The following is a 24,885-nucleotide window of genomic DNA, read 5'->3' on the forward strand; positions in this document are numbered from 1 at the left end:
AGACTGTAATAAATTGTAATGGCGCAAGGTTCGAATTTTGTTGATTATGTGAAAGTGTGTTGTCGTTCTGGACATGGTGGGGCAGGTTCGGCTCATTTGCACCGTGACAAGCACACAGCTACCGGTGGACCCGATGGTGGTGACGGCGGTCGTGGAGGGCATATTATACTGAAAGGAACGACTAATCTCTGGACGTTACTCCATTTAAAATATCGTAAGCATATTATTGCGTCAAACGGTGAGTCTGGCGGCAGTTCTTTGCGTACGGGGGCAACTGGACGTGATGAGATCTTGGAAGTGCCATTGGGTACAATTGCGAAGGATGCAGAGACGGGAGAGGTGTTGTTCGATATCACAGAAGACGGTGAAACCAGAATATTGGTTCCGGGAGGAAAAGGGGGGCTGGGCAACTGGCATTTTAAGTCGCCAACGCAGCAGACACCACGGTTTTCGCAACCTGGTCTTCCTGGTAAAGAACAGTGGATGATTCTCGAATTGAAGGTTCTTGCTGATGTTGGGTTGGTTGGATTTCCAAATGCTGGTAAATCAACGTTGTTGTCAGTCGTCTCTGCTGCGAAACCAGAAATCGCGAATTACCCCTTTACAACACTGGTGCCTAATTTGGGTATGGTGAGCTACCGGGATAACCGTTCCTTTGTTATGGCCGATATTCCGGGTATTATCGAAGGCGCTTCAGAAGGAAAGGGACTAGGGTACCGTTTCTTGCGGCATATTGAACGAAATTCAGTTTTGCTGTTTATGGTGCCTGCCGATACCGATCGGACGATCCGTGAGGAGTACGCAATCTTATTGAATGAACTGACTGCGTATAATCCAGAATTGGCAGATAAACCCAAATTGCTGGCTATTACCAAGTCTGATATGCTCGATGAGGAACTGGAGAAGGAAATGGAGCAGGAGCTACCGGAAGATGTACCCTATATTTTCATTTCTTCGGTGACAGGTAAAAATATATTGCCATTGAAAGATATGATCTGGAAAGCAATCAACTCCTAAAGGTTGAATATAGAAACAGAAAAGGCGCTCCACACCGTGAAGCGCCTTTTCTGTTTCTATTAAATGCTATATGTTGCTAAAAAAAGAACATTTTATAAGTTTTTTTATTAATTTCAACCTATTATTTAATCCCTGATGGACGACTGTTTTTCAGTTCCATCGCCAAACTAAATCTAAATGAAAACAGAAGACGAAAAGTATTGTGTAGAGTGCGGTAAGTTAATCAATATCAAGGCGGAGGTGTGCCCATTTTGTGGTGTGAGACAGCCTATTTTTTATGCTAACCAACCTTTTCAACAGCAAAACAACACCTTTCAGGATGACAGGTGGTTACCAGCACTGTTATTTTGTTTTTTTCTCGGCCCTTTTGGAGCGCATCGATTCTACTTGGGGCAAATTGGTACTGCTGTTATTCAGCTGCTTACCTTGGGGGGATGTGGTATCTGGTATCTAATCGATTTGATTATGATTATTGTCGGAAAATATAAAGATGCCAACGGTAATTATATCAAGAGTCCAATTAACAATAATTAATGATTTTGCTCGTCCTGAAATACCTTAAATGTCATTGGATATATTCGTTGGTGCTAGGGTATTTCGGGATTGCCATTGGCTTGTATCTTTTTACAGATATCCATATCCTTATTCCCTGTCTTTGGAAGAGTATCAGTGGTTCTGATTGTCCCGGTTGTGGGTTAACAAGAGCCTTTATCGCCTTGCTGCGGATGGAATGGCAAGAAGCTTGGTTAGAAAACCCGCTGATTTATATGCTTGTCCCATTATTGACTGTGCTGATTTTGAGGGACTTTATTCGGTTTCGGGAAGTCCAATCAATGGAAGGATAAAAAAATAAAAAATGTTTTCACTTTATAAGTGATATGTCGTAACTTTGTCTCCCGTGAAAATTAAAGTAGAGTCTTTACTGGTAGGTGCCTTAGGAAACGGTTTGTCAATCGTAATGATGCATTGTTAATTGATATTTAGCCCATTTGAGGGCTTTTTTTATATCCAGTCAAGAAGGCTTTAAAATTCATAAAAGTAAGGATACACATTTTTATAATATTACATCGATAATGACCAACTACAGCAAATTGCCTGCAATTTTAGTTTTAGAAGATGGTACAGTTTATCACGGTAAAGCCGCTGGTAAAATTGGTACGACTACTGGGGAGATCTGTTTTAATACAGGAACAACTGGTTATCAAGAGATTTTTACAGATCCATCTTATTTTGGACAAATCATGGTAACGACCAATGCGCATATTGGTAACTATGGTATTGATGCGGATGATACCGAATCAAATCAAATTCAGATTGCTGGATTAGTTTGTAAAAACTATAACATCAACTACAGCCGCAAAATGGCTGATGAATCGATCCAAAGCTACTTTGAGGAAGGAAATTTAGTTGGTATTTCTGATGTGGATACCCGTTCATTAGTGCGCCATATTCGTGATAAGGGGGCGATGAATGCGATTATTTCTTCAGAAACATTGGATGTTGAAGAATTAAAACGTCAATTGGCGGAGGTTCCTTCAATGGATGGTCTTGAATTGTCTTCGAAAGTAACGACAGCTGAGCCTTATTTCTTCGGTAATGAAAATGCTTCGTTGCGTGTTGCAGTTTTGGATTTGGGAATCAAGAAAAATATCTTGCGCAATTTTGAGGCTCGTGATGTATATACAAAGGTTTTTCCTGCGAAGACAACATTTGAAGAAATGGAGCAGTGGAATCCGGATGGTTATTTCATTTCCAATGGTCCTGGCGATCCAGCACCGATGGATTATGCTATCGAGACTGTAAAAGCTATTTTAAACGCAAATAAACCGATGTTTGGTATTTGCTTAGGTCACCAGATTTTAGCATTGGCAAATGGCATCCGCACAAGCAAGTTGCATAATGGACACCGTGGTATCAACCACCCCGTGAAGAACATTATCGCCAACCGTTGTGAAATTACGTCGCAGAACCACGGTTTTGGAGTTGTGGCTGAAGATATCCAAAATTCTGAGAACGTCGAAATTACACACGTCAATTTGAACGATCAGTCTATTGAAGGTATCCGTATCAAAGGACAGAAAGCATTTTCGGTGCAATATCATCCAGAATCATCACCGGGTCCACATGACTCGCGCTACTTGTTTGATGATTTTGTAGCAATGATCAAAAACTAAATTGCACAATATTCTATAAAAAACCCTTCAGATTTTGAAGGGTTTTTTATTGTTTTTAGTTGAACAGTTATGCCGATGGAGCATATTTTATTTCATAATAAATAGGGGAATAAATACATTTTTTATTATATTTGATTGTGAAAAATGTCTGTAGATAAGAGTGTGTCTTATCTACACTAAGTAATGAAAATAAATTATAGTCTAATAAAGAGATGAGTTTAATTATCGATGTTCATGCGCGTCAAATTTTGGATTCGCGCGGTAACCCTACAATTGAGGTAGATGTTACTACACAAAATGGTTTTGTTGGTCGTGCAGCTGTTCCTTCAGGTGCTTCAACTGGTATTCACGAAGCAGTAGAATTACGTGATGGTGACAAGTCAAAATATCTAGGAAAAGGTGTTTTGAAAGCTGTTGAGAATGTAAACACTAAAATTGCAAAAGCGCTAGAAGGTGTAGATGTTTTCGAGCAAAATGCCATCGATAAAATCATGATTGATTTAGACGGTAGCGAAAATAAAGGAAACTTAGGCGCAAATGCTATTTTAGGAGTTTCTTTAGCTGTAGCGAAAGCTGCTGCACAAGAGTCACGTCAACCATTATACCGTTATATCGGTGGTGTAAATGCGAACACGTTACCTATTCCTATGATGAATATCATCAATGGTGGTTCACACTCTGATGCACCTATCGCATTTCAGGAATTTATGATCATGCCTGTGGGTGCGCCTTCATTCTCTGAGGCTTTGCGTTGGGGTACTGAGGTTTTCCATACGTTGAAAAAAATCTTACATGACAGAGGTCTTTCAACTGCAGTAGGTGATGAAGGTGGTTTCGCGCCAACTTTTGAAGGTACTGAGGATGCTATCGAAACAGTTTTGAAAGCGATTGAAATTGCCGGTTACAAACCTGGTCAAGATGTTTGTTTAGCGTTGGATTGTGCTTCTTCTGAGTTCTACAAAGATGGTAAATACGATTATACTAAATTTGAAGGTGATAAAGGAGCTGTGCGTTCTAGCGAAGAGCAAGCAAGCTATTTGGCTGAATTAACAGCTAAATACCCTATTATTTCTATAGAAGATGGTATGGCTGAAGATGATTGGGCTGGTTGGAAAACATTGACTGACAAAATCGGTGACCATGTTCAATTAGTAGGTGATGATCTTTTTGTTACCAATACAAAACGTCTTCAACAAGGAATCGATACTCATACAGCAAACTCAATTTTAGTGAAAGTAAACCAAATTGGTTCATTGACTGAAACAATCAATGCGGTTACTTTAGCTCAAAATTCTGGTTACACTTCTGTGATGTCACACCGTTCGGGCGAGACTGAAGATGCGACTATCGCTGACTTAGCTGTAGCACTGAACTGCGGTCAGATTAAAACTGGTTCTGCTTCACGTTCTGATCGTATGGCTAAATACAACCAATTGTTACGTATTGAGGAGGAATTGGGTGGTAATGCACGTTTCATCGGTAAAAACTTTAAATACGCTAAAAAATAAGCGAAAGCTTATTTTTTATATAAAAAGCCGAAGTATTTTCTACTTCGGCTTTTTTTGTGGGCAAAATATGCTGAATGATTTTTTCTATAGTTGGCTTTAGCACCGGAACTGATATCCTGTCTTAGAATAATGTATTTCCTGTGTTTTTGTTGGGATAGGTTAGATCCAAGTCGAATGTTGTATTCAGTTTTTTGATAAAATGTGTTGCCAGTAATGGCGATTCTATCTCAATATTCTGGTGGATAAAGAAATACAGTTTTTGCAACCCGTTTTCGCGCCATAGTTTCAGCACATCGATCCATTGATCTAGGCGATCGTAATCTGACGCGTGGTTGGCACCTACATACCGTATAAAAGCAGTCGGTGTGGTTAAGCGCATATGGAGCATGTCTCTACGGCCTGCGGTATCGACCAGTACGTTGGTCACGTTGGTTTCCTCCAGCAGCGCATAGAGTTCTTTTGTTACTTCGGGTTTGGAAAACCAATCTTTATTTCGTACCTCTAAGGCTAGAGGGACTTCTTTTGGCCAGTCATGAAGAAATAGTTTTAGACGGGCCATATCCTTTGGACTATAATTGTCGTGCATCTGTAAAAAGGCCATTCCCAGTTTCTCATCGAAATGAACAATGGAATCCGTAAACAACTTCACTTTATCACCCGTATTTAATAATCTGCTAAAATGGCTGATGGATTGTGGGATTTTTGGGAAGAACTTGAAGTTGGAAGGTGTTTTCTTTTTCCAGGTTTCTACCTGGTCTATGCCGGGCGAATTGTAGAATGTGGCATTGAGTTCAATGCTGTTAAATTGCGTGGAGTAATAAGCAAGTTCGTCTTTTGTACCTCTGGGGTAAAAGCCTTTTAAATCTTGTTTATTCCATTTTGCACAGCCTACAAATACCTCAAAAGGTTGACCGTTTTTGAAATGCTGTAATAGGGTTAAGGTTTCCGGTGGAGTAGGAGGAAGGGTAAAATCGATTTCCTCCGGATGTTCAACTTGGCCGAATTTCATATTAGTTTTTTCTTAATTTATAATCAAATAATAGATGAGCCAACAGTGCCAATACCGTATAACATGTGCCTACGACAATAACACCGGGCCATTGGAAGTGTTGCCATGCTTGTGCAGCAAAAAAAGTGCCTGTTGATCCGCCAATAAAATAACTGACCATGTATACGGTGTTTAGTCGGTTGTTGGCCCCGAGGTTCAGCGCATAGAAATCGCTTTGATTTAGGATGTGCATCGACTGTAGACCAAGATCAATGAGAATAACACCAAGAATGAGACCCCAATAGGTATAGCCAAAGAGGGTAAATAATAACCAGCTGAATAACATCAATAAGATCGCATATAAGATGATTTTTGCTTTGCCTATATAAATGGTTAGTTTATTGACAAAAGCAGCGGCAAGCGCACCACAGGCACCTACGAGACCAAAGGCTCCTGCAGTTGCGGGGCCATCAAAAAAAGGTGGGGCCGAAAGATGGAAAACAAGCGTTGTAAAAAATGCGGAAAAAGCCCCAAATCCCATAGCTCCACGAAATGCAGCCAATTGTAATACAGGTTGTTTTCTGGCAAAGTTCCAGACTGATCGCATCAATTCCTGGTAAGAACCTTTAAAATTTGGCAGTACCTCCGGTAGCTTGATTGCTATGGCGATGGCTGTAATGACCATAATTGCTGAGGCTATCCAGTACATTTCGCGCCATCCGAAGTAGGAGCCGACAAACCCGCTTACAACCCTAGATAGTAATATACCAATCAGCAGGCCCGACATGACCATTCCGATCGCTGAAGCCTGCTTTTCTTTGCTCGCAAGCTCAGCGGCCATGGGCACAAAAACCTGCGGAATAACGGAGGTGAAACCTATCAGAAAGCTGAATAGCAAGATCGATAGGATAGAAGTGGACATGGCCATACCGACTAAAGAAAAAATAATGAAAAAGAAATCGATCAAGATCATTTTTTTTCGCTTAAACATATCCCCTAAGGGGACGATCAGTAACAGGCCAAAGGCATATCCGATCTGCGTTAACATGGCCGAATTACCGACCATGGCCTCGTCAATATGTAGGTCTTTGGCAATCAGGTCCAATAGTGGTTGATAATAATTATTGGCGACAACCAAGCCTGTGGCGATGGTCATCAGCCACAAGGTTGCTTTGGATATTTCGTTTTCGGAATCTATTGTTTGCGACATGAGCGACTAATGTAATTCATCCCAGAGATCCTGAAATTTTTGTTTCAATGCTGCAACTTCCTGTTCCAATTGTCCAATTCGTTCGACTAAGGTCTGGTCGTTCGAGGAGCTGCCTGCAGGAACGCTATTTTCATACGCTTCCAGGTTGATATCTCCTAATAAATGAATATAGCGGACTTCTTTATGCCCCATTTGTTTAGGCAGGGACTTCAAGTAGCCTTCTTGTGCCAATTTTTCCAATTGTTCATTGATTTCGCCCAATGATTCAAATTCATAAAGTCTTCCAGAGTTTGAATTAATTTCCCCGGCGGTCATTGGACCTCTGAGTAGTAATAAACAGACAATGGTTAATTCGGAAGGAACCAGTGGAAATTGTATGGCAAAATTGTGTTTATACTTTGTTACGCGAGATCCTCCGCCAACAACTGTCGAGATTAAGCCCTTTTTCTTTAATATATCCAATGTAGCGATAATATCTTCTTCTGTATATTGTACAACCGGTTTGCGGGAAGTCTTTTGATTACAAGCAGCTTGTAAGCTGTTGATTGTCATTGGATAATATTCTGGGGTTACTTTTGATTTTTCGATTAGTGAGCCTAGTACACGTTGTTCCATGGCAGACAATTGGGGCAAATGAGTTGTTTCCATTTATCTTGAAGAATATAAATTTATGATTGAATACAAATATGCTGTTATGCAACGTAACATTGGCTTGCAGTTTGTTCCTTCTCAAAGATGCCCTTTTTCCCCTACAACTCCAAAAGATCTTTTTCTTATCTTCGCATGAGTAATAGAAGATTTTAAGGTGCTTAAGATAGCTTTTCGTCAAGAATTTGTCCATCCCGTCAAAGAGGGGCATCGATTTCCGATGCTGAAATACGAGTTGATTCCTTTAAAGTTAAAGCATGAAGGGCTGGCAGATGAGTCAAGTTTTTTCAGTCCTGAACTAGCAAGCTTTGAGACATGCTGTTTGGTCCATGATCCAGTGTATGTAAAGCAGTTGTTTGAGCTTACTTTGGATTCGAAAATGATCCGTAGAATAGGTTTTCCATTAAGTCAAAGCCTTGTTGATCGGGAGCGATATATCTTAGATGGGACGATCCGAAGCGCCGCATATGCACTTGAGTATGGTGTTGCTTTTACCATTGCAGGGGGGACACATCATGCCGGTTATGATTTTGGTGAAGGCTTCTGTCTGATGAACGATCAAGCGACTGCCGCCGGGTACCTGTTGAAGCATAACTATGCAGGTCGTATCCTTATTATTGATCTGGATGTACACCAAGGAAATGGTACTGCGCATATTTTTGAGGGGCATAATCAGGTGTTTACCTTTTCAATGCATGGCGAGAAAAACTATCCCTTTGTCAAACAGCGTTCCCATTTGGATATCGGCTTGGAAGATCAGGTTACTGATGCGGAATATCTCACTTTATTGAAAGAAAATTTGGTTGATGTGTTCCGGAAATTTGAGCCTGATTTCGTTTTCTATCAGGCTGGAGTAGATATTTTACAAACAGATAAGCTGGGGAAATTGAATTTAAGCAGCAGTACCTGCCGTCGAAGAGATGAATTGGTCTTTCATATGTGCCATAAACACCATATCCCTATTCAGGTAAGTATGGGGGGAGGTTATTCTCCTGAAATTAAAGATATTGTCAATGCACATTGCCAGACTTTTAGAATAGCAATAGATTTATATAATTTATAAGATAAGAAATATGTTTTTTCACCAAGATGCAACTTTTGAAGCGTTATCCATTCATCGTGTAGGCAATAAAGCGCAAGATGAATTTTATATTTTGTCGGATGCCCCGGTATCTCTTGAAGGAGATGAAGTGTTGCCTGGACTATTGATGCAGTATTTTATGAGTCCTTTTGCAAAGGTGAATGAGGTATATCGCTTATATCATCCGAATGGAGAGCTGGAACTGAATGAGATTTTCTATTTTGCAAGACAGTATTTTAAGGAGCAGCTTCCATTTCACGATTTTTCCCAACAAATTTCAAAACACCTTTATGAGGTATCCAGCCATCCAAAAATTAAAGCTGGGGAGGTGTACGTAGTTGCCTTAAAGAATGTACAGATCGAAGGGGAAGAACATGATGCCATTGGTATATTCAAATCGGAGAATAAAGAGACTTATTTGAAAGTATATCCGGAGCAAGGTGCTTTTATGTTGGAATATGAGCAGGAGGCGATCAATATCAATAAACTGGACAAAGGCTGTATTATTATCAATGTAGAAGAAGAAGAAGGTTATAAGGTGCTGGTTCTCGATCAGACAAACCGTCAACAGGAGGCAGTATACTGGAAAGATGAGTTTCTACAGCTGCGCGTGCGTAACGATAACTTCAATCAAACAGGGAATTATCTAAAAGTCTATAAGAACTTTGTTCAGGAAAAACTAGATGAGACATTTGAACTGGAGAAAGCGGACAAAATTGATTTGATGAACAAATCCATGAATTACTTTAAGGAAAAAGAAACTTTTGTCCAAGAAGAATTTGAGGAGGAAGTACTGGGCAATCCGCAGGCTATTGCTTTATTTCAGGACTTTAAAGCTGGTTTTGAAGACGAATTTGACTCCCCATTTCAGGCAAGTTTTGAAATAGCAGATAAAGCGGTGAAAAAAATGGAATCTTCTTATAAGTCTGTTTTAAAGCTGGATAAGAATTTTCATATCTATGTTCATGGCAAACGTGAATATCTTGAGAAGGGGTACGATGAGGATAAAGGCATGAATTATTACAAGGTCTATTTTGAGAACGAAAGTTAATCGTTTTATAGCTTATTTGAATGGAGAAACGCGATAAAATAGCTGTTTTCACGGTAGTATTACTTCTGATTGGAATTTTTATTTTCTCCTTGGTTGAGCAACATAGCCAATGGATTGAGGCGTTTTATGCACGCGGGTTTTACCGTTACTATAGTCATGTGCCAAGATTTATTTTTGGGTATGTTCCCTCCTTTAGTTTAGGTGATCTATTTTATGTCCTAGTCGTTGCATTTCTACTCTATTCAATTGCTAAATTAATCGGAAATTTATGGAAAGGAAGATGGAAAAGTTCTTTTCGTTCGGTTTTGACTATGATCAATTTGGTATTAGGTCTCTATTTTTTCTTTTACCTATCATGGGGTATGAATTACTATCGTGAACCAATCAGTATAAATGCCAATTTGAAAGTTGATAGCTTAAAGTTAGCGGATTATCTCGTGGTTTTGAATGGGTTTTTGGACAGTACAAATAATCTGCGGGAACATGTGAATCCATCCGAATGGGAAGAGCATAAAGAAACTATTCAAAGGGATTTGAATACATGGGTACAACAGGATACGGCTTTTGCAGATTTCCTGTCAAGAGGTCAAATTAGGGCAAAATCACCCATAAATAGCAGGATAGTTTCTTTTTTTGGTGTCTCAGGTTATTTTAATCCGTTCACTCATGAAGCACATGTTAATAAAGCCATGCCGGTAACCTTTTTACCTTTTACTACAGTGCATGAACTTGCGCATCAACAGGGAATTGGTTTTGAAGACGAGGCGAATTTTATCGCTTTTGCTCGCTTACAGCGACATCCACAGATCTTTTACCGATATTCGGCTTATCTACAGACCACACTGTATATGTTACGTGAACTGCAGGGCATGTATCCTGATTTAGGAAAAGATTACAAGGGAAGATTAAGCGCAAAAGTATTGAACGATATGGAAAAAGAAAGGTATTTCTGGAGTCAATACACAGGTTGGGTCGACGATGTGATGGGATTGTTTTATAATCAATACCTCAAGCACAACAATCAACAGGAAGGCATAGCACGATACGATCGGATGACACGGTTGGTGTTGGCCTATGAGCTTAAAAGAAGAGGTTGTAGATAATAATGAGTCCATTAAAAAAGGCGTATTAGAGAATAATACGCCTTTTTTATGGATTAAGGAATTTTGTTATTGTGTTGAAATTAGTTCAAATGTACCTTCAGTTCCGGCACTGCCCGAATAAATTTGCCCTTGAGGCAAGCCTCTCAATCCGGTGGGAGCGGTTTTAATCCGATCATAGATGTTTCTCAAGTCCGTGTTTGCATTGACAGCCCGCCCACCTGCTGCAACATCTCCATAAATATAATTAGGCGCTTTTTTATTTGTTGTCTGAGGTTTAAGGCTACCAGTTGTTAAATTGACTTTAATTTTTCCTCCGTTACCATTCGGAAAAGTTTTGGTGCCATTAAAAGCGTCATCTCCCTTTGCAATGATATAAAGAGAACCTAATTTTTGAAAATTAGCATTGATGTCAAAATTTGCACCATTATTCTTTCCATCTGTTCCATAGATGGTTGCTTTATTTCCAATTTCAGCATAACCAATTGTTAGCTTGACATTTTTCTTACCATAGAACGAAAGGGTAGAATTGTCTTTCATGATTAAGGTATCGATGTGCATGACAACAGTAGAGTCTCTATTATCGATATTTTTTTTCGCTTTTTTGCCAATTTCCAGTTTAGAAATATGTTGTGTTTCTTGTGCTTTCCCAGTGAAGGTCATTGCAAAGCAAAGAAAAAAGCCTAGAATAAATTTAAATTTCATAAAACTTTTAATTAATTGTAACTAACTAGTAGTTTGACAAATAAAAGGTAAAAGAGTTTAAAATTTAGCGAGATATTTTACAATTAATTTGGCAGTTTTCTCTGATGCGCCAGGAGAATCTAGCTTTTCGGCTAAAATATCATAGTTTTCCATCACACTTGCACGGTGAGCTTTGTTATTGATAAGTTCACCTACTTCATAGGAGATATCGTATGCCGTGCATTCGTCTTGAATCAATTCCCGTACTGATAAGAAATTGTTAATTAGATTGACTAGTGAGATAAATTTAACCTTGATGACTAATTTGGCAATCCATACCGATATTGGGTTAGCTTTATAAACGACAACCTGAGGTACTTTCAAGATACCTGTTTCGAGTGTAGCCGTTCCACTCGTTACGACTGCGGCTTCTGCGTTATGGAGAATGTCGTAGGTTTGATTGAAGATTACGGGAATATCAATACCTTTAAAAAATTGCTTGTAGTAGGCTTCATCAAAATTAGGCGCACCGGCAATGACAAATTGATGTACAGGAAAGAAAAATGGAAGTTCGGCCATGATGGGAAGGAGGTTGGCAATTTCCATTTCGCGGCTTCCGGGTAAAAGGGCGATCAAGGGTTTTTCTGAAAATCCATGCTGCTCCCTGAACTTTGGGTTGAATTGATAGGCTGAAATCGCATCCAACAGCGGGTTTCCAACGTAATCAACGGGCATGCGCCACTTTTTATAAAAATCTACCTCAAAAGGCAGAATACAAAACATATGGTCGACAATCCGTTTGATTTTCTTTACGCGGCCTTGATTCCAGGCCCACACTTTAGGGGAAATATAATAACATGTTTTGATGCCATTTTTTTTTGCAAAATCAGCAATTTTCAAATTGAAGCCAGGGAAATCTATAAGAATGACGGTATCCGGTTTTTCTTTCAATAGATCATTTTTAACAAGTTTGAGATTCCTAGATATCTTGGGCAGATTTTTTAAAACCTCTATAAAGCCCATAAAGGCCATTTCTGAAGTATGTATCAACGCTTTTTTTCCCGCCTCTGCTTGCATGAGATTGCCCCCTACGATTTGGAAAGTCGCATCGGGGTCTTCAATTTTTAATGCTTTAATAAGATTGGCACCATGTAAGTCTCCTGAAGTTTCACCTGCAATAAGATAGTATTTCATATGTCAATGATTTTATTCTTTATGATCTTATGAGATATCTTTTTTTCGTTAAAACTGCGTTTAGTCTTAACCATGGATATTTCATTCAAATGATCGTTTTTGAACTGTTAAAGATAAGATTATTCTAGGTATATGATGAATTCGAGCATATTATTCCATATCTTTCCTCTATAAATTAACTATAATACAGTCCCCTTGCGCATTGGGTTTTGCGATTTTCCTCTTCGAGTTTGGTCAGCCGTAAGGCTGGCATTAACTCATGCTTGTGTACTTATAGCCTTTTCAGGCATTTGCATTGGCCAATTTAAAAACGGGGTCTTTTAGCCACCATAAAGATACCCGGCCTTTACGCAAAAAATTGTTATGGTTTAAGTTTCGCTATGCGTTCCATTTCTTTTTGGTGATACCGTATCCTGGCATCTAGTTTGGCTGGTTCGTAGATCACCTGTAGTGCCGGATTATAAGGGGTTAAGTCTTTTAGGATATTCCATACAACAACGGATATTTTTCGTGCGATAGCGATCAGGGCCTTTTTCGAGGATTTTCTTATACTTAGACGGTTGAATTTGTCTTTAAAATAGGAGCCTTTACAGCGGCTTGCCGCCCAGGCAACCTGTACCAGTATTGGCTTGAGATATCTGTTTCCTTTAGTGATCGCTGTACTTTTATATTTCCCTGCGCTTTCATCATTCTTTGGTCGTAATCCGACCCATCCGCTCAGTTTACCGCTGTTTTCAAAAACTTTCATGTCTGCGCCGGTCTCGGCGATGATCACAGCGGAACTGATACGGCTAACGCCGGGAATCGTCTTTAGCAAGGCACTCTGCCGTGGAAAATCACGCAGGCAGATAGCTTCAATCTTTTCTATATACTCAGCAGACTGCTTGATCAACAGGTCGTATTCAGCTTTTGCCATCTGCAGGTTGAAGCGGTGGTGCTCCTTCATGCAGCCGGTTAGTGCTGCTGCCAGCTTTCCGTTTTCTTTGTTCTTCTTACTGGCATAGACCAGTTTGCTTAAACGTACGGCATCACGCTCCCCGGCTATCAGGGCATCAATGACACTCAGCATACTTTTCCCTCCGATATCGGTCACAAGACTACCCAAACGGATTCCGGCCTGTACGAGGATATTGTCCATTTTGGTAAGCATACGGACTATCCGCTGCTGCAACTTGCTATAGGAACGGGTGTAGCTCCTGAGTTCCTGTATTCGCTCACCGGGCACAAAACTCCCGCGAAGCATATCTTTGTGAAGTAGCTGGGCAATCCACTGTGCATCCTTTACATCGCTTTTGCGGCCGGGCAGCTGTTTGATTAAAAAGGGATTCACCAGCATCAGATCAAAGCCCATTTCAGAGAGAATATTCCAGACCGGGATCCAGTAAATACTGGTACTCTCCATCGCTACTCGGAGAACACCCGCAGCCTTCAAGTAGGCTCCCAACTGTCGAATGCCCGTACTGAAGGTTTCGAAAACCTCCACATCCGAATAATGCTTCCCATTAAATACCGCACAAAAAATACTATCTTTATGCACGTCAAGTCCTGCTGTTTTCATATAACTTTTTTTTTCAACATAAAGATAAGCAGCGGGACTTGCTTTGATTGCGATAGCTCTCGCCAATTTTTATCCGCTTGTGTGTAATCGGAAAATTAAATGTAAATTTAATTAAAGATGTTCAAGTTTTGAAGAAAATATCCGAAGTATAAAAGGTAAATAGTAATTTTGTCTTATGCAACGATTGTGGTCCTTAATAAGAAATAAGTATTTGTTAGCCGCTTTGGCTTTTCTCGTGTGGATGTTGTTTTTTGATCGAAATGACTTTGCCACGCAGTATAGTTATCAAAAGCAGAAAGCGAATTTGGAAAGTGAACGCTCCTTCTACCTTAAGGAAAATGCGGCTATCATTAAAACAATAAACGATATTCGATCAAATCCGCAGGAAGTACAACGTATTGCACGTGAGAAGTATAAGATGAAAAAAGATAATGAAGATATTTATGTGATTACTAAAGTAGCACCTAAAGAGAATCATTAAGATCTACGATATGATATAAAATGAGAAACAACGGCCATCATGTTTACATGACGGCCGTTGTTATATAGTATATAGATATGGGTATTTTAATTTGCGGCTTGGGCTACTAGACCAATATATAAAGGTTTCTTTTCATCATTAGCCTTGCCTATGAGTATTAATGAATAATAATAACCTTCAACCAATTTAATGTCGCTACGTGTTGCGATAGTTTTTCCGGCTTTATCACGAGCGGTGACAGTGAATGTGCCACTCTTTTGAGCAATAAATCCCTGATGGGCACTTGCTGAATTTTGTGTTTCTTGTGCTCTATTGGTCCATTCTGAGGGGGAAGCCTGATCGCCTATTTTCAGGGTAACTAAATCTGTACCTTCAGCAAGATTAAAGAAGCGTAAACCAGACTCTGTATTTTTGATGTCTTTATTGATTCGATCTGTTGTGATCACCTGTACGGGTTTGGCTTTAGTTCCAAATAAAAAGGATGTATAGATGGTGCTATCTTTGATTGTTACAGTTGTATCCGTTAATTTCGTGTTATATTCAGCGGAGACTGCAATTCTACGTGCTCCTGTAAATAGCCCAATTTGAGCATAACTCTTGAATCCCAATGGATAATTAGGGTTTTGAAGCGGGCCGCCGTCTGCAAAATATATAACTGCATTGGCATCCGTGTATCCATTAACCATGGTAAGCAATGCGGCAGGAATTGGCTGGTCATCGTTATCTTTTAGACAGCTTGTTAAAAAGAATGCCGCTAAAGCAATAGCAATAAAATTAAATAATCTATAGTTTTTCATAACCGTGTAATATTAAAATTTGTTTTTGTGACTCACATTGCGCTTGTGTTGTCTATTATACGGAGATGACTGACACTTTGCTACAGCGATTTGTAAAAATAATAAAAATCCATATTCAGACCTCGTTTTTTATTCCGATGACCGTTGTAAATGAATATATAGAGTAGTTGGTTGGACCGACAGCGGATCAATAAGGGTTTCTAGGCAAAATTTAGTCGGTGTGAGGGGAGGGATTTGGTTATGTCCGCTGCGCATTCTGATTCTGGTTCGTGTTTGGTTTAGCGCGAGGATTTGGATTGTTAAACTAGTAATCCTAATTTTGAAGTATGAACAATAGAATCAAAAGAATTGCGAAGGGAATGTTTGAGCAGTTTAGGCATCGTAAAATTACGGAATCTGAATTTGTACAGGCGGAGGCAAAAGCGAGGAATCTAGGAGGCTATATGGACGACTTCAACGTATTAATTGCGATGTGTAAGGACACCATTACGGGGAAGTATAAAATGGACAAATGGAATTTATCGATTATTATTGGAACGATACTTTATGTGGTTTCGCCAATTGATGCAATTCCCGATTTTATTCTCGTGGGCGGGTGGATCGATGATGTGGCCATTGTGGGTTATGCGATTCGCAAACTCAGCGCTGAGATGGAACAGTACAAGCGTTCAAAGTTTCCTGTCGAAACGAGATAAATAAAAAAAGCTACTTTTCTAAAGTAGCTTTTTTTATTTATTATTGAAGTTCAATTAGTGCTTAAAGTGTCTAACACCTGTTGTCACCATGGAAATTCCTTTTTCATTGGCCATATCAATTGATAATTGATCTTTAATTGAACCACCAGGTTGTAACACGGTTGCTATTCCAGCTTCCGAAGCAATCTCCACACAATCAGGGAAAGGGAAGAAGGCATCAGATGCCATTGCACAGCCTTTAAGGTCAAAACCGAAAGAAATTGCCTTCTCAATAGCTTGTTTCAATGCATCTACTCGAGACGTTTGCCCTACGCCTGAAGCCAACAAAGTACCATTTTTAGCAAATACGATTGTATTTGACTTGGTGTGTTTTACAATTTTGTTCGCAAAATAAAGATCCTCCAGTTGTTCTGCAGTTGGCTCTACTTGTGTTACCGTAACCATTTGTTCAGGTCCTTCAATCGTATTGTCTTTATCTTGAAGAATGACGCCATTCAATAAAGTTTTGAACTGTTGGCCAGGTAATGTAACCTCTTTACGAACCAAAATAATTCTGTTTTTCTTTGCGGTAAGTATATTGATCGCTTCTTCAGAATAAGAAGGTGCAATCAACACTTCGAAGAATAATTTATTAATCTCTTCAGCTGTTGCAGCATCAACTTGACCATTCGTTATTAAGACTCCACCGAAAGCTGAAACAGGATCACATGCTAAAGCATCTAACCAAGCTTGTTTGATTGTTGACCGTGAGGCAACTCCACAAGCATTTGTGTGTTTTAAGATCGCGAATGTAGGCTCTGTGAACTCATCAATCAAAGCAACGGCAGCATCAACGTCAACCAAATTGTTGTAAGATAGCTCTTTACCGTTCAATTTGTCAAACATCTTATCTAAGTCGCCGAAGAAAATACCTTTTTGGTGCGGGTTTTCACCATAGCGCAACACCTGCGCTTTTTGCTCAGATTGTTTAAAAACCTGAAGCGGATTTTCTTGATTGAAATAGTTGAAGATTGCCGTATCGTAATGCGAGGATGTATTGAATGCACGTTTAGCAAATTCTTTACGTTGTTCCAACGACGTATTACCTTCTTGGTTTGCTAGTATTTCTTCCAATTCTTTGTAATCATTTTTGGAAGAGATAATAACCACATCGTTAAAGTTTTTAGCGGCAGCGCGTATCAATGAAATTCCACCGATATCTATTTTCTCGATAATATCTTGTTCCGATGCACCGGAAGCAACAGTTTCTTCAAAAGGATACAAATCCACAATAACCAAATCGATCTCAGGTATTTCATACTGAGCAAGCTGTTGTTGATCCGACTCAAGCGGGCGGCGCGCCAAGATACCGCCAAATACTTTTGGATGCAATGTTTTTACACGGCCTCCTAAAATAGAAGGGTAGCTGGTGAGGTCTTCAACTGGAACAACATCTATACCTAAATCTTTGATAAATGTTTCTGTTCCACCAGTGGAATAGAAGGTAACACCGTATTTGTTTAATAATTCAACTAAAGGAGCGAGGCCGTCTTTATAATAGACTGAAACCAATGCATTTTTAATCTTTACAGGATGGTTCATTATGATGGATTTGTTTCGTGGCGCAAAGATAGGTATTTAAAATCTTGATATCAATAAATCAAGTACTTTAAATAGAAAGGAGAATCTGTTTACGAGATTCTCCTTTCTAGATTGTTTTAATTTTATACCAAATTGAGCTTTAATTTTAGCTCTTCAGAAATTTGGTTGGTGATTTCCCAGATTGGCTCTGGTTCATCGGTATTGTTAAATATGACCTGATCGCAAGTGTCCTGATACGGCAGTAGGTACTCGTTGTAGGAGGGTAGAACATGGTTTACCCATTTGTACATGACATCATCTTCAAAGTATCCCCGTTCAACCAGATCACGGTGTAAGCGTCGTCTTAACGCGATATCCTGATCAGCGCTTAAAAATATCTTATGATTGATTAAATTATTTATCTCTGTATAATAGAAAATGAATAGACCTTCAATAATTAAAATAGGTGCCGGTTTAATCTCTAATATTTTGGGTGTTAATGAAGGGTTGTTAAATGTATACTCTTCCTTATATATTGTCTCACCGTTAAAGAGAGCCTTGATATCTTTATAAAAAGCATCTCTGTCGATTGATGTCGGAATATCGAAGTTATAGAGCCTGTTTTCCTCCTGAGTTTTAGTATTGGCAGGGATGTAATAATCATCTTGGGAAATTAAGGTCACCTCATGTGGGTTAAAATGTTTTAAAAAGCTATTTAAAAAAAAAGTCTTCCCAGAACCACTACTTCCGGCAATTCCTATGACATACGGTTTGTTATTCATTCTTACTATGCTATAAAAGCTATTTTATTCTGTTAATTTTCTAGAGGTAATCCATACGCAATTTCAACCTGGAAGCGTTTATCAAGTGCGCCTATGCTCGCGGCGGCAGATTTTGACAACACGACAATTGCATTTTGGTTTTCGGCATTATCATTAAATTTACCAACCACTTTTGCATAAGTCACACTTTTGGTCATTGGGTTAGTAATTTTTAAAATAGTACCTACTGGAGCTGACTTATGAAGAGCGAGGTTGCTTGTACCTTGAGATGATAGCCCATCAATCCAGACGCCAATACCACGTTCGGACTTTTCACGTATTCCGTAGCGGTTTGTTGAAATTTGATTTTCTTCTTTATCATCACCGTCAGTAGAATCGGGGCTTACAATTTCGATTCCTTTAGGTTCAACTAATTTTGGTGGTTCAGGAGGCAGGGGCTGATTGGGGATCATGAGTTTCATTCCACCGCCAATAACATTATTTTTTAAGTTATTTGCTTTTTTGATGTCTTCAACAGAAATACTGAACCTTTTAGATATGGCATAAAGTGTCTCTTTCTCACCAACGATATATTCCGTGAAACCTTCTTGCTGCTGCGGATTACGCGGATTTTGCACTGTCATATTTCCACGGTCATTGTTTACTGTTGATTTCGCTTTACGACCTGTTGGAATCTTAACAATTTGACCCAGGCTTAATGTTCCATTACCGTTTATTTGGGTCAATTGGCCTACCGTCGTTTTATACTTTTTACTTAACTGGTAATAATTATCTCCTTTTTCAATTTTGAACAGCACGTATTCTTCACCATTGATTGCTTCTGTTCCTACTGAATCAGGGATAAAATCAGCGCGTAAAGAAGTTGAGTTTTTTGCTTCAACTTGTTGAATAGCTAATATCGCGATGGATAGAATAGCTATCTTTTTATATGTCTTTAATTCGAATAAAACTTTCATATATTTTGCAATTATACTAAATACGAAACAAACTCCCGTTTATTATCTGTCAAAAGGAATATTTGTTCGTGAATAAGAAAATAAATGTTGAAGAGCTTTAGTTCCAGTTTGGAAACTGCAATAATAGACTCTGTCAATGTTTCTCTTGTGGATTGCACTAGCCTGATTTGATAACAATTGTTTCTGTCTTTTTCATAGAAAGCCCAAATAAAGTAGTCATTCACTGTATTTATCCAGATTTCACCATCAATTGGGAAATCCTTCAAAAAAAGGGGTATTTCACCATTGTAGATAATAGGATAGACGAGCTCGCTAGCATAAGGTTTAAAGAAAATTTCATTTTTGCTTTCAATCGACATCGATTGGAGGTTCAAAAATAATTGGAAGCCTTCTGCTATTACTTTTGGTCTAATAAGCACGCCTTGATCAACCATGCCGATGAATATGTAGTTGAACCAGGTTTCTTGAAGCTGCGGATTGTAGCAATCGATTACCTGTATGCCTGCGTCAATAGGTGAATTATTGGCAATCTTCTTAAGTATTAATTTTTTGCATTGAATTCCTGCTAGGACCCACTCTTTGGCTATTGCCTTGAAGTCTTGTAATACGTAAGTTCCTTCAAAAGTGATGACATTAAAATAGGGAAAGGTATCATCTGGATTTCTTGTCTCTATAGCGATCAATTTATTCTCCGCATCGATTTCTATCCGCCAAATGGGGTATGTAAAAATGAAATTGAATGCTTTTGAAATTGTGTGATTTGCCATGTAATTTTCAATCCAAGGGGACAAACTTAGATAAAGTTACTTTTATATACAAGTATAATCACGCGTAAACTGATTTTATCGTGTTTTATGTTTGTTTTAAACAGTATTTTTCTCAAAAAAAAGTCCAGACATAGCTGGACCTTTTTTTTGAGAAAAATACTGTTTAAAATTTAGAACCAATTGTTAGTACAACATTAGTCCGTTGATTTTTTATATCGGCTACCGGACTAGCATTATTCCAGTAGTTCTCATTAATCAAATACGGGCTTTCTTTGTAATTGACTGCATTATACGCACCGGTCAAATCAACATACATGCCGCGGCCAAGTTTAGCGCCGATACCTAAAGATGCTGTATAATTCGTGTAGTCTGCATTTTTATAGGGGTTGCCACTGTAATTGAAACCAGCTCTTCCGCTGAATACATTATCAAACATCACTTCACCACCAATTCGGGCATTAAATGCACCTTGGTAAGTATCTTTGATGTTTTGATTCATGTTCTTTTCTAACGTTTTACTGTAATTTCCCACATCTTTAAAACGCATAGCGGCATAGTCTACCCATTCGACATCAGCCGTTATTAATCCTCTTGAGAATAATTGGCTTGCACCAAGAGACAATTTATAGGGTGTATTCATGTTATACTCCAAGTAACTGTGCCCTGCGTCATCACTGGTTCTATACTCTTTAAATGATTTGTCTTCATTTGGTCTGAAGTAACGGAACTCAGAATTGCTATATGATTCATCCCGGATGCTCATAAATGTAGGTGACTTAGCAGTGAATCCCATGCTAAACGTTGGCGTAAATTTATAGATTACCCCAAGTTTAAAGTCTACACCGGTACCATCAGTGGCCTGCGCATAATCATCATATAATTCATAATCTTTATCCAACATGGCATACTTTTGGGCATTGGTTGGTTTTAAAAATTCTGAATCTTTGTTGATGGCTTTTAATTGGTCGGCGGTCATTGTTTGACCATATTCAGTAAACCAGCTGGAATTGTCGTACGTAAACGCAGTGAAACCTAAAGAGGCTCCCAAATACAATTTGTTGCTATAATTCGCACCAAATGACAAAACAGATTCGGATTTACTACCTTTTTCTAAGATCGAGTTTACTTGATTAAAGCCATTTTTTCCATCAAAAGTTCCGCCAACAGTAATTGGGATATAGGCGCCCGCATTTTTGGGGTCTACGTCGAATAACAAAGAGTTGTTATAGACTTCCTGACCCCAGCCTTGAGTTCCTCCGACATCTGAAAGACGGTCTGAATAAGCATCTGATATCGAACTCGTATTATTTACTCCTCGATATTCTAACAGGTTGTTATAGACGTAATTTCGGTTGTAAGCAATACCAACATTGAAATTTAACCAGCCTCGATCTAAGTTCCCGCCATTGCGGTAAGTTGGTAAGTGAAAAACAATTCCAGCATTATCTAAGTTGAAATTGTTCTTGCTACTGTTTGAATTTTGACCAAAATAGTCGGTTTTGTTTTTATTGTTCAGGTACCTGCTAGTTACTGATATATCAGACTGATTGAAGTAACCCAAACCTGCGGGGTTACTCGTAATCGAACTTATATCTCCACCTAATGCGGTAGATGCATTTCCCATGGCCTTAAAACGAGCTGTTCCGCCATTGTCCCCTTGGGAGAATAAAAGTACATCTTTCGTATATTGCGCTTGAGTAGTCCCTGCTGCACCTAAAACGAATGCAGTTCCAAAAAGTAATTTTTTGATTGTCATATGCTAAAATATCGTCAATAATAATCAGTAGCAAACAAGATGCTGCGTGCTACTGTTTAAATGCTTTTAACTATCGAGTACGTCCTCCACTTGATCTTGAGCTACCGCCTCCAGAGAAGCCTCCTCCCGAAGATCTAGAACTACCACCTCCAGAAAAACCACCGCTAGAGCGGGAAGATGAACCACTATCATAGCTTCTTGTTGGCGGAGTATACGACGGTCTTGACGTTGAGCTTGGGTTGCTGGAACGTGTTTCCATCGAACGGCTCATCGGACGAGATACCTCTCCCGAACTGTTTCGTGATCTGGAATCATTATTATAATATCCGCTAGAGGTGCTACGTGTGTTGTTTGGATAGGAGCCATTGACTCTGTCTGACGTTCTTGAACGCATACCGTCTGAGTAAGCTCTGTTCGAAACGCCATCTGATGTTCTTGTTCTTCCTCCAGTTCTATCGTATGAAGAACTCCGTGAAGATACCGTGCCATCAGAATTTCTTGATCTACTAGCAACGGATGTGATTCTGCCTCTAGAATCACGTGCTACGCCAGTACGGTCGTATCCTCCAGAACTCCGAGCAACACTGTTACGGTCATATCCACCTGAAGTTCGGGTTCGTGATGATGAACTGCGCGTGTTATAGTTATCTCTGTATACAGATCTACTTGATGCATAGCGTGGTCTTGAGTTACCCCAGTAGCCACCGCCCCAGTAACCGTTTCCATACCAACCAGATCCCCAATAGCCGCCGCCATACCAGCCACCCCAAGGTCTGTAACCGCCATACCAAGGAGAGCCCCAGCCCCAGCTAGATCCCCACCCCCATCCCATTCCGAATGAAGGGCCGTATCCATACCAACCACCGAAACCATAACCATACCATGGATCAAAAAATGGGTCAAAGTACGTCATGCCCGGACTAGCGTAATAGAAACGATTGATACGGTTTGCATATTCAAGATCTTCATAGGAATCATTGTTGTAATCCTGATCAGAATATTCGTCATCATAGTAACCACCTTGTGCCTGTCCGTTTGGTTGGGACTGATCTGCATCTGTGTAATAGTAATCTGGGCTTTGATAAACCTTTTGTCTCGCTTGCCCATTATTGCCATAGACATCGTCGCCATAGATTTGCCTACTTGTACCGCAGGAACCAAGCATGAACGCTCCTGTTATGGCAAGTGCTCCGATAAATAATCTATTTTTTTTCATAATATCCTAAATCCTTATTTTCGATTATACAGCCTTATTTACTATCTTAGACGCAGATTTCTCGAAGGGGTTTAATCGAAGTAATCAAAAATACAAATATTTTTTATTGAACGCTTTTCGTATTAGAATTACAGACGGGATTTAACGTAATAATGTTACAATAATTTATCAATTTCATATGAGTAAAGGAATAACAAGTCGTGCTGAAGATTATTCGCAATGGTATAACGAGCTTGTGATCAAAGCTGATCTAGCTGAAAATTCAGCTGTACGAGGCTGTATGGTGATCAAACCATACGGGTACGCCATCTGGGAACGGATGCAAGCGATCTTAGATAAAAGATTTAAAGAAACAGGTCATAGCAACGCTTATTTCCCTTTATTCATTCCCAAATCGTTTTTTTCAAAAGAAGCTGCGCATGTGGAAGGTTTCGCTACCGAATGCGCGGTAGTAACTCATTATAGATTAAAAAACGATGGTACAGGTAAGATCGTAGTGGATGAAGAGGCGAAATTGGAGGAAGAGCTAATTGTACGTCCGACTTCTGAGACGATTATATGGAATACCTACCGTGGTTGGATTGAATCTTATCGTGATCTTCCAATTTTGGTCAACCAATGGGCCAACGTCGTACGATGGGAAATGCGTACACGTCTTTTCTTGCGTACTGCGGAGTTTTTGTGGCAGGAGGGCCATACAGCTCACGCAACCAGAGAAGAGGCTATTGAAGAAACCGAACGTATGCTTGATGTCTATGCGGAATTTGCTGAAAAGATATTGGCTGTGCCTGTTGTACGTGGTAGAAAAACAGAAAACGAACGTTTTGCGGGTGCCTTGGATACCTATTGTATTGAAGCATTGATGCAAGATGGAAAAGCATTGCAAGCAGGAACTTCTCATTTCCTCGGCCAAAACTTTGCAAAGGCGTTTGACGTGAAATTTACGTCTAAAGAAGGAAAATTGGAGCATGTTTGGGCGACTTCTTGGGGTGTTTCTACACGTTTGATGGGTGCATTGATTATGGCTCACTCAGATGATCAAGGATTGGTATTGCCACCAAAATTGGCACCAATTCAAGTTGTCATTGTTCCGATTTTTAAAACTGATGCAGAAAAAGCACAGATCGATGAATTCGTGAATCAGTTGACAAAAGAATTACGGGTGAACGACATATCCGTAAAATACGACGATCGGGACACTCAACGTCCGGGCTTTAAATTTGCAGAATGGGAGTTAAAAGGTGTTCCTGTACGTGTCGCAGTCGGGGCAAGAGATATGCAAAATGGTACGGTAGAATTAGCGCGACGTGATACCCAAACGAAGGAAACGGTTGCTCAGGAGGGCTTGGCCGGTACTATTGTACAATTGCTAGATACTATACAAGAAAATATATACCAAAAAGCATTAAATTTCAGGACATCGCATTTCACTGAAGTGAATTCGTATGATGAGTTTAAAGAAGTGCTGGAAGGTAAGGGTGGTTTTATCTCTTGTCATTGGGACGGAACAACAGAAACAGAAAAACGCGTAAAAGAAGAAACCAAGGCAACAATTCGTTGTATTCCTCTGGATGCGAAAGAAGAGGAAGGTGTTTGTATCTTTACCGGGAAGCCTTCAAATCGTCGTGTACTCTTTGCAAAAGCCTATTAATAGTCTTATCA

General features: G+C 39.5%; 24 protein-coding genes. 11 read left to right on the forward strand and 13 right to left on the reverse strand.

Annotation, left to right across the window (positions count from 1 at the left end; all coding sequences use genetic code 11):
* The first annotated feature begins 18 nt into the window (after positions 1 to 18).
* The 5 genes from obgE (at position 19) to eno (ending at position 4,699) form a co-directional block, all read left to right on the forward strand.
* Entirely contained in the window at positions 19 to 1,017 is a 999-nt protein-coding gene (gene obgE / locus AACH28_RS24320; protein WP_046675449.1) for a GTPase ObgE, read from the forward strand.
* A gap of 177 nt (positions 1,018 to 1,194) precedes the next feature.
* Positions 1,195 to 1,551: a TM2 domain-containing protein gene (locus tag AACH28_RS24325; RefSeq protein WP_046675450.1), complete on the forward strand. Its 357-nt coding sequence runs from the start codon at positions 1,195 to 1,197 to the stop codon at positions 1,549 to 1,551.
* Positions 1,551 to 1,862 (forward strand): DUF2752 domain-containing protein, encoded by a 312-nt coding sequence (locus AACH28_RS24330; protein WP_333621677.1) that lies wholly within the window; start codon positions 1,551 to 1,553, stop codon positions 1,860 to 1,862. Before AACH28_RS24325 ends, AACH28_RS24330 begins: the two co-directional genes overlap by 1 nt.
* A gap of 228 nt (positions 1,863 to 2,090) precedes the next feature.
* Entirely contained in the window at positions 2,091 to 3,191 is a 1,101-nt protein-coding gene (carA, locus tag AACH28_RS24335; RefSeq protein ID WP_112376111.1) for a glutamine-hydrolyzing carbamoyl-phosphate synthase small subunit, read from the forward strand.
* A gap of 212 nt (positions 3,192 to 3,403) precedes the next feature.
* Positions 3,404 to 4,699 carry a phosphopyruvate hydratase gene (gene eno, locus AACH28_RS24340; protein ID WP_046675452.1) on the forward strand — a complete coding sequence of 432 codons (1,296 nt, stop codon included), beginning with the start codon at positions 3,404 to 3,406 and terminating at the stop codon, positions 4,697 to 4,699.
* Between the two features lie 121 nt (positions 4,700 to 4,820).
* Here the strand turns inward: eno and AACH28_RS24345 are convergent, their stop codons facing one another.
* Genes AACH28_RS24345 through AACH28_RS24355 form a run of 3 tightly spaced genes read right to left on the reverse strand, consistent with a single transcriptional unit; the run spans position 4,821 to position 7,545 of the window.
* Complete coding sequence (locus tag AACH28_RS24345) at positions 4,821 to 5,708, reverse strand: DUF72 domain-containing protein (protein ID WP_286767145.1); 888 nt, start codon at positions 5,706 to 5,708, stop codon at positions 4,821 to 4,823.
* A 1-nt stretch (position 5,709) separates the two neighbouring features.
* Positions 5,710 to 6,897 (reverse strand): MFS transporter, encoded by a 1,188-nt coding sequence (locus AACH28_RS24350; RefSeq protein ID WP_341831780.1) that lies wholly within the window; start codon positions 6,895 to 6,897, stop codon positions 5,710 to 5,712.
* Between the two features lie 6 nt (positions 6,898 to 6,903).
* Positions 6,904 to 7,545, reverse strand: a complete 642-nt coding sequence (locus AACH28_RS24355; protein WP_341831781.1) for a YceH family protein — start codon at positions 7,543 to 7,545, stop codon at positions 6,904 to 6,906.
* Positions 7,546 to 7,702: 157 nt separating this feature from the next.
* Between AACH28_RS24355 and AACH28_RS24360 the strand changes: the two genes are divergently transcribed.
* The 3 genes from AACH28_RS24360 to AACH28_RS24370 are packed head-to-tail and all read left to right on the forward strand — an operon-like array spanning position 7,703 to position 10,780.
* The gene (locus AACH28_RS24360) at positions 7,703 to 8,608 is read left to right on the forward strand and encodes a histone deacetylase (protein WP_341831782.1); all 906 of its coding nucleotides are present in this window, start codon (positions 7,703 to 7,705) and stop codon (positions 8,606 to 8,608) included.
* Between the two features lie 10 nt (positions 8,609 to 8,618).
* Positions 8,619 to 9,677: a nucleoid-associated protein gene (locus AACH28_RS24365; protein WP_070567795.1), complete on the forward strand. Its 1,059-nt coding sequence runs from the start codon at positions 8,619 to 8,621 to the stop codon at positions 9,675 to 9,677.
* 20 nt (positions 9,678 to 9,697) lie between these two features.
* Entirely contained in the window at positions 9,698 to 10,780 is a 1,083-nt protein-coding gene (locus AACH28_RS24370; RefSeq protein WP_341831783.1) for a DUF3810 domain-containing protein, read from the forward strand.
* Positions 10,781 to 10,846: 66 nt separating this feature from the next.
* On the opposite strand, the gene AACH28_RS24375 is transcribed toward AACH28_RS24370, so the two are convergent.
* From AACH28_RS24375 to AACH28_RS24385, 3 genes are all read right to left on the reverse strand, one after another.
* Positions 10,847 to 11,482 carry a hypothetical protein gene (locus AACH28_RS24375; protein WP_046675459.1) on the reverse strand — a complete coding sequence of 212 codons (636 nt, stop codon included), beginning with the start codon at positions 11,480 to 11,482 and terminating at the stop codon, positions 10,847 to 10,849.
* Positions 11,483 to 11,539: 57 nt separating this feature from the next.
* Complete coding sequence (gene lpxB, locus AACH28_RS24380; protein WP_341831784.1) at positions 11,540 to 12,655, reverse strand: lipid-A-disaccharide synthase; 1,116 nt, start codon at positions 12,653 to 12,655, stop codon at positions 11,540 to 11,542.
* A 361-nt stretch (positions 12,656 to 13,016) separates the two neighbouring features.
* Positions 13,017 to 14,213, reverse strand: coding sequence for an IS110 family transposase (locus AACH28_RS24385; RefSeq protein WP_341831097.1), 1,197 nt, complete (start codon positions 14,211 to 14,213; stop codon positions 13,017 to 13,019).
* A 175-nt stretch (positions 14,214 to 14,388) separates the two neighbouring features.
* Here AACH28_RS24385 and AACH28_RS24390 point away from each other — a divergent pair, with 175 nt between their 5' ends.
* A complete protein-coding gene (locus AACH28_RS24390; RefSeq protein WP_070567789.1) occupies positions 14,389 to 14,694 on the forward strand; it encodes a septum formation initiator family protein in 306 nt (101 codons plus the stop codon).
* An 86-nt stretch (positions 14,695 to 14,780) separates the two neighbouring features.
* Here the strand turns inward: AACH28_RS24390 and AACH28_RS24395 are convergent, their stop codons facing one another.
* Positions 14,781 to 15,491, reverse strand: a complete 711-nt coding sequence (locus AACH28_RS24395) for a DUF4397 domain-containing protein (protein ID WP_070567787.1) — start codon at positions 15,489 to 15,491, stop codon at positions 14,781 to 14,783.
* Positions 15,492 to 15,817: 326 nt separating this feature from the next.
* On the opposite strand from AACH28_RS24395, the gene AACH28_RS24400 reads away from it, so the two are divergent.
* Complete coding sequence (locus AACH28_RS24400) at positions 15,818 to 16,186, forward strand: YkvA family protein (RefSeq protein ID WP_053003880.1); 369 nt, start codon at positions 15,818 to 15,820, stop codon at positions 16,184 to 16,186.
* A 54-nt stretch (positions 16,187 to 16,240) separates the two neighbouring features.
* Here the strand turns inward: AACH28_RS24400 and purH are convergent, their stop codons facing one another.
* The 6 genes from purH to AACH28_RS24430 form a co-directional block, all read right to left on the reverse strand.
* On the reverse strand, positions 16,241 to 17,767 hold the full coding sequence (purH, locus tag AACH28_RS24405) for a bifunctional phosphoribosylaminoimidazolecarboxamide formyltransferase/IMP cyclohydrolase (RefSeq protein WP_286841610.1): 1,527 nt from the start codon (positions 17,765 to 17,767) through the stop codon (positions 16,241 to 16,243).
* Between the two features lie 122 nt (positions 17,768 to 17,889).
* Positions 17,890 to 18,528 carry a uridine kinase gene (locus AACH28_RS24410; protein WP_046675464.1) on the reverse strand — a complete coding sequence of 213 codons (639 nt, stop codon included), beginning with the start codon at positions 18,526 to 18,528 and terminating at the stop codon, positions 17,890 to 17,892.
* Positions 18,529 to 18,560: 32 nt separating this feature from the next.
* Entirely contained in the window at positions 18,561 to 19,484 is a 924-nt protein-coding gene (locus tag AACH28_RS24415; protein WP_341831785.1) for a LysM peptidoglycan-binding domain-containing protein, read from the reverse strand.
* A gap of 11 nt (positions 19,485 to 19,495) precedes the next feature.
* Positions 19,496 to 20,251, reverse strand: coding sequence for a hypothetical protein (locus tag AACH28_RS24420; protein ID WP_112376119.1), 756 nt, complete (start codon positions 20,249 to 20,251; stop codon positions 19,496 to 19,498).
* A gap of 163 nt (positions 20,252 to 20,414) precedes the next feature.
* Positions 20,415 to 22,007: a hypothetical protein gene (locus AACH28_RS24425; RefSeq protein ID WP_312741441.1), complete on the reverse strand. Its 1,593-nt coding sequence runs from the start codon at positions 22,005 to 22,007 to the stop codon at positions 20,415 to 20,417.
* 70 nt (positions 22,008 to 22,077) lie between these two features.
* Positions 22,078 to 23,223, reverse strand: a complete 1,146-nt coding sequence (locus AACH28_RS24430) for a hypothetical protein (protein ID WP_341831786.1) — start codon at positions 23,221 to 23,223, stop codon at positions 22,078 to 22,080.
* Positions 23,224 to 23,401: 178 nt separating this feature from the next.
* Between AACH28_RS24430 and proS the strand changes: the two genes are divergently transcribed.
* Entirely contained in the window at positions 23,402 to 24,874 is a 1,473-nt protein-coding gene (gene proS, locus AACH28_RS24435; RefSeq protein WP_046675471.1) for a proline--tRNA ligase, read from the forward strand.
* Positions 24,875 to 24,885: the final 11 nt, after the last annotated feature.

The organism is Sphingobacterium thalpophilum (assembly GCF_038396785.1).
GTDB lineage: Bacteria > Bacteroidota > Bacteroidia > Sphingobacteriales > Sphingobacteriaceae > Sphingobacterium > Sphingobacterium thalpophilum_A.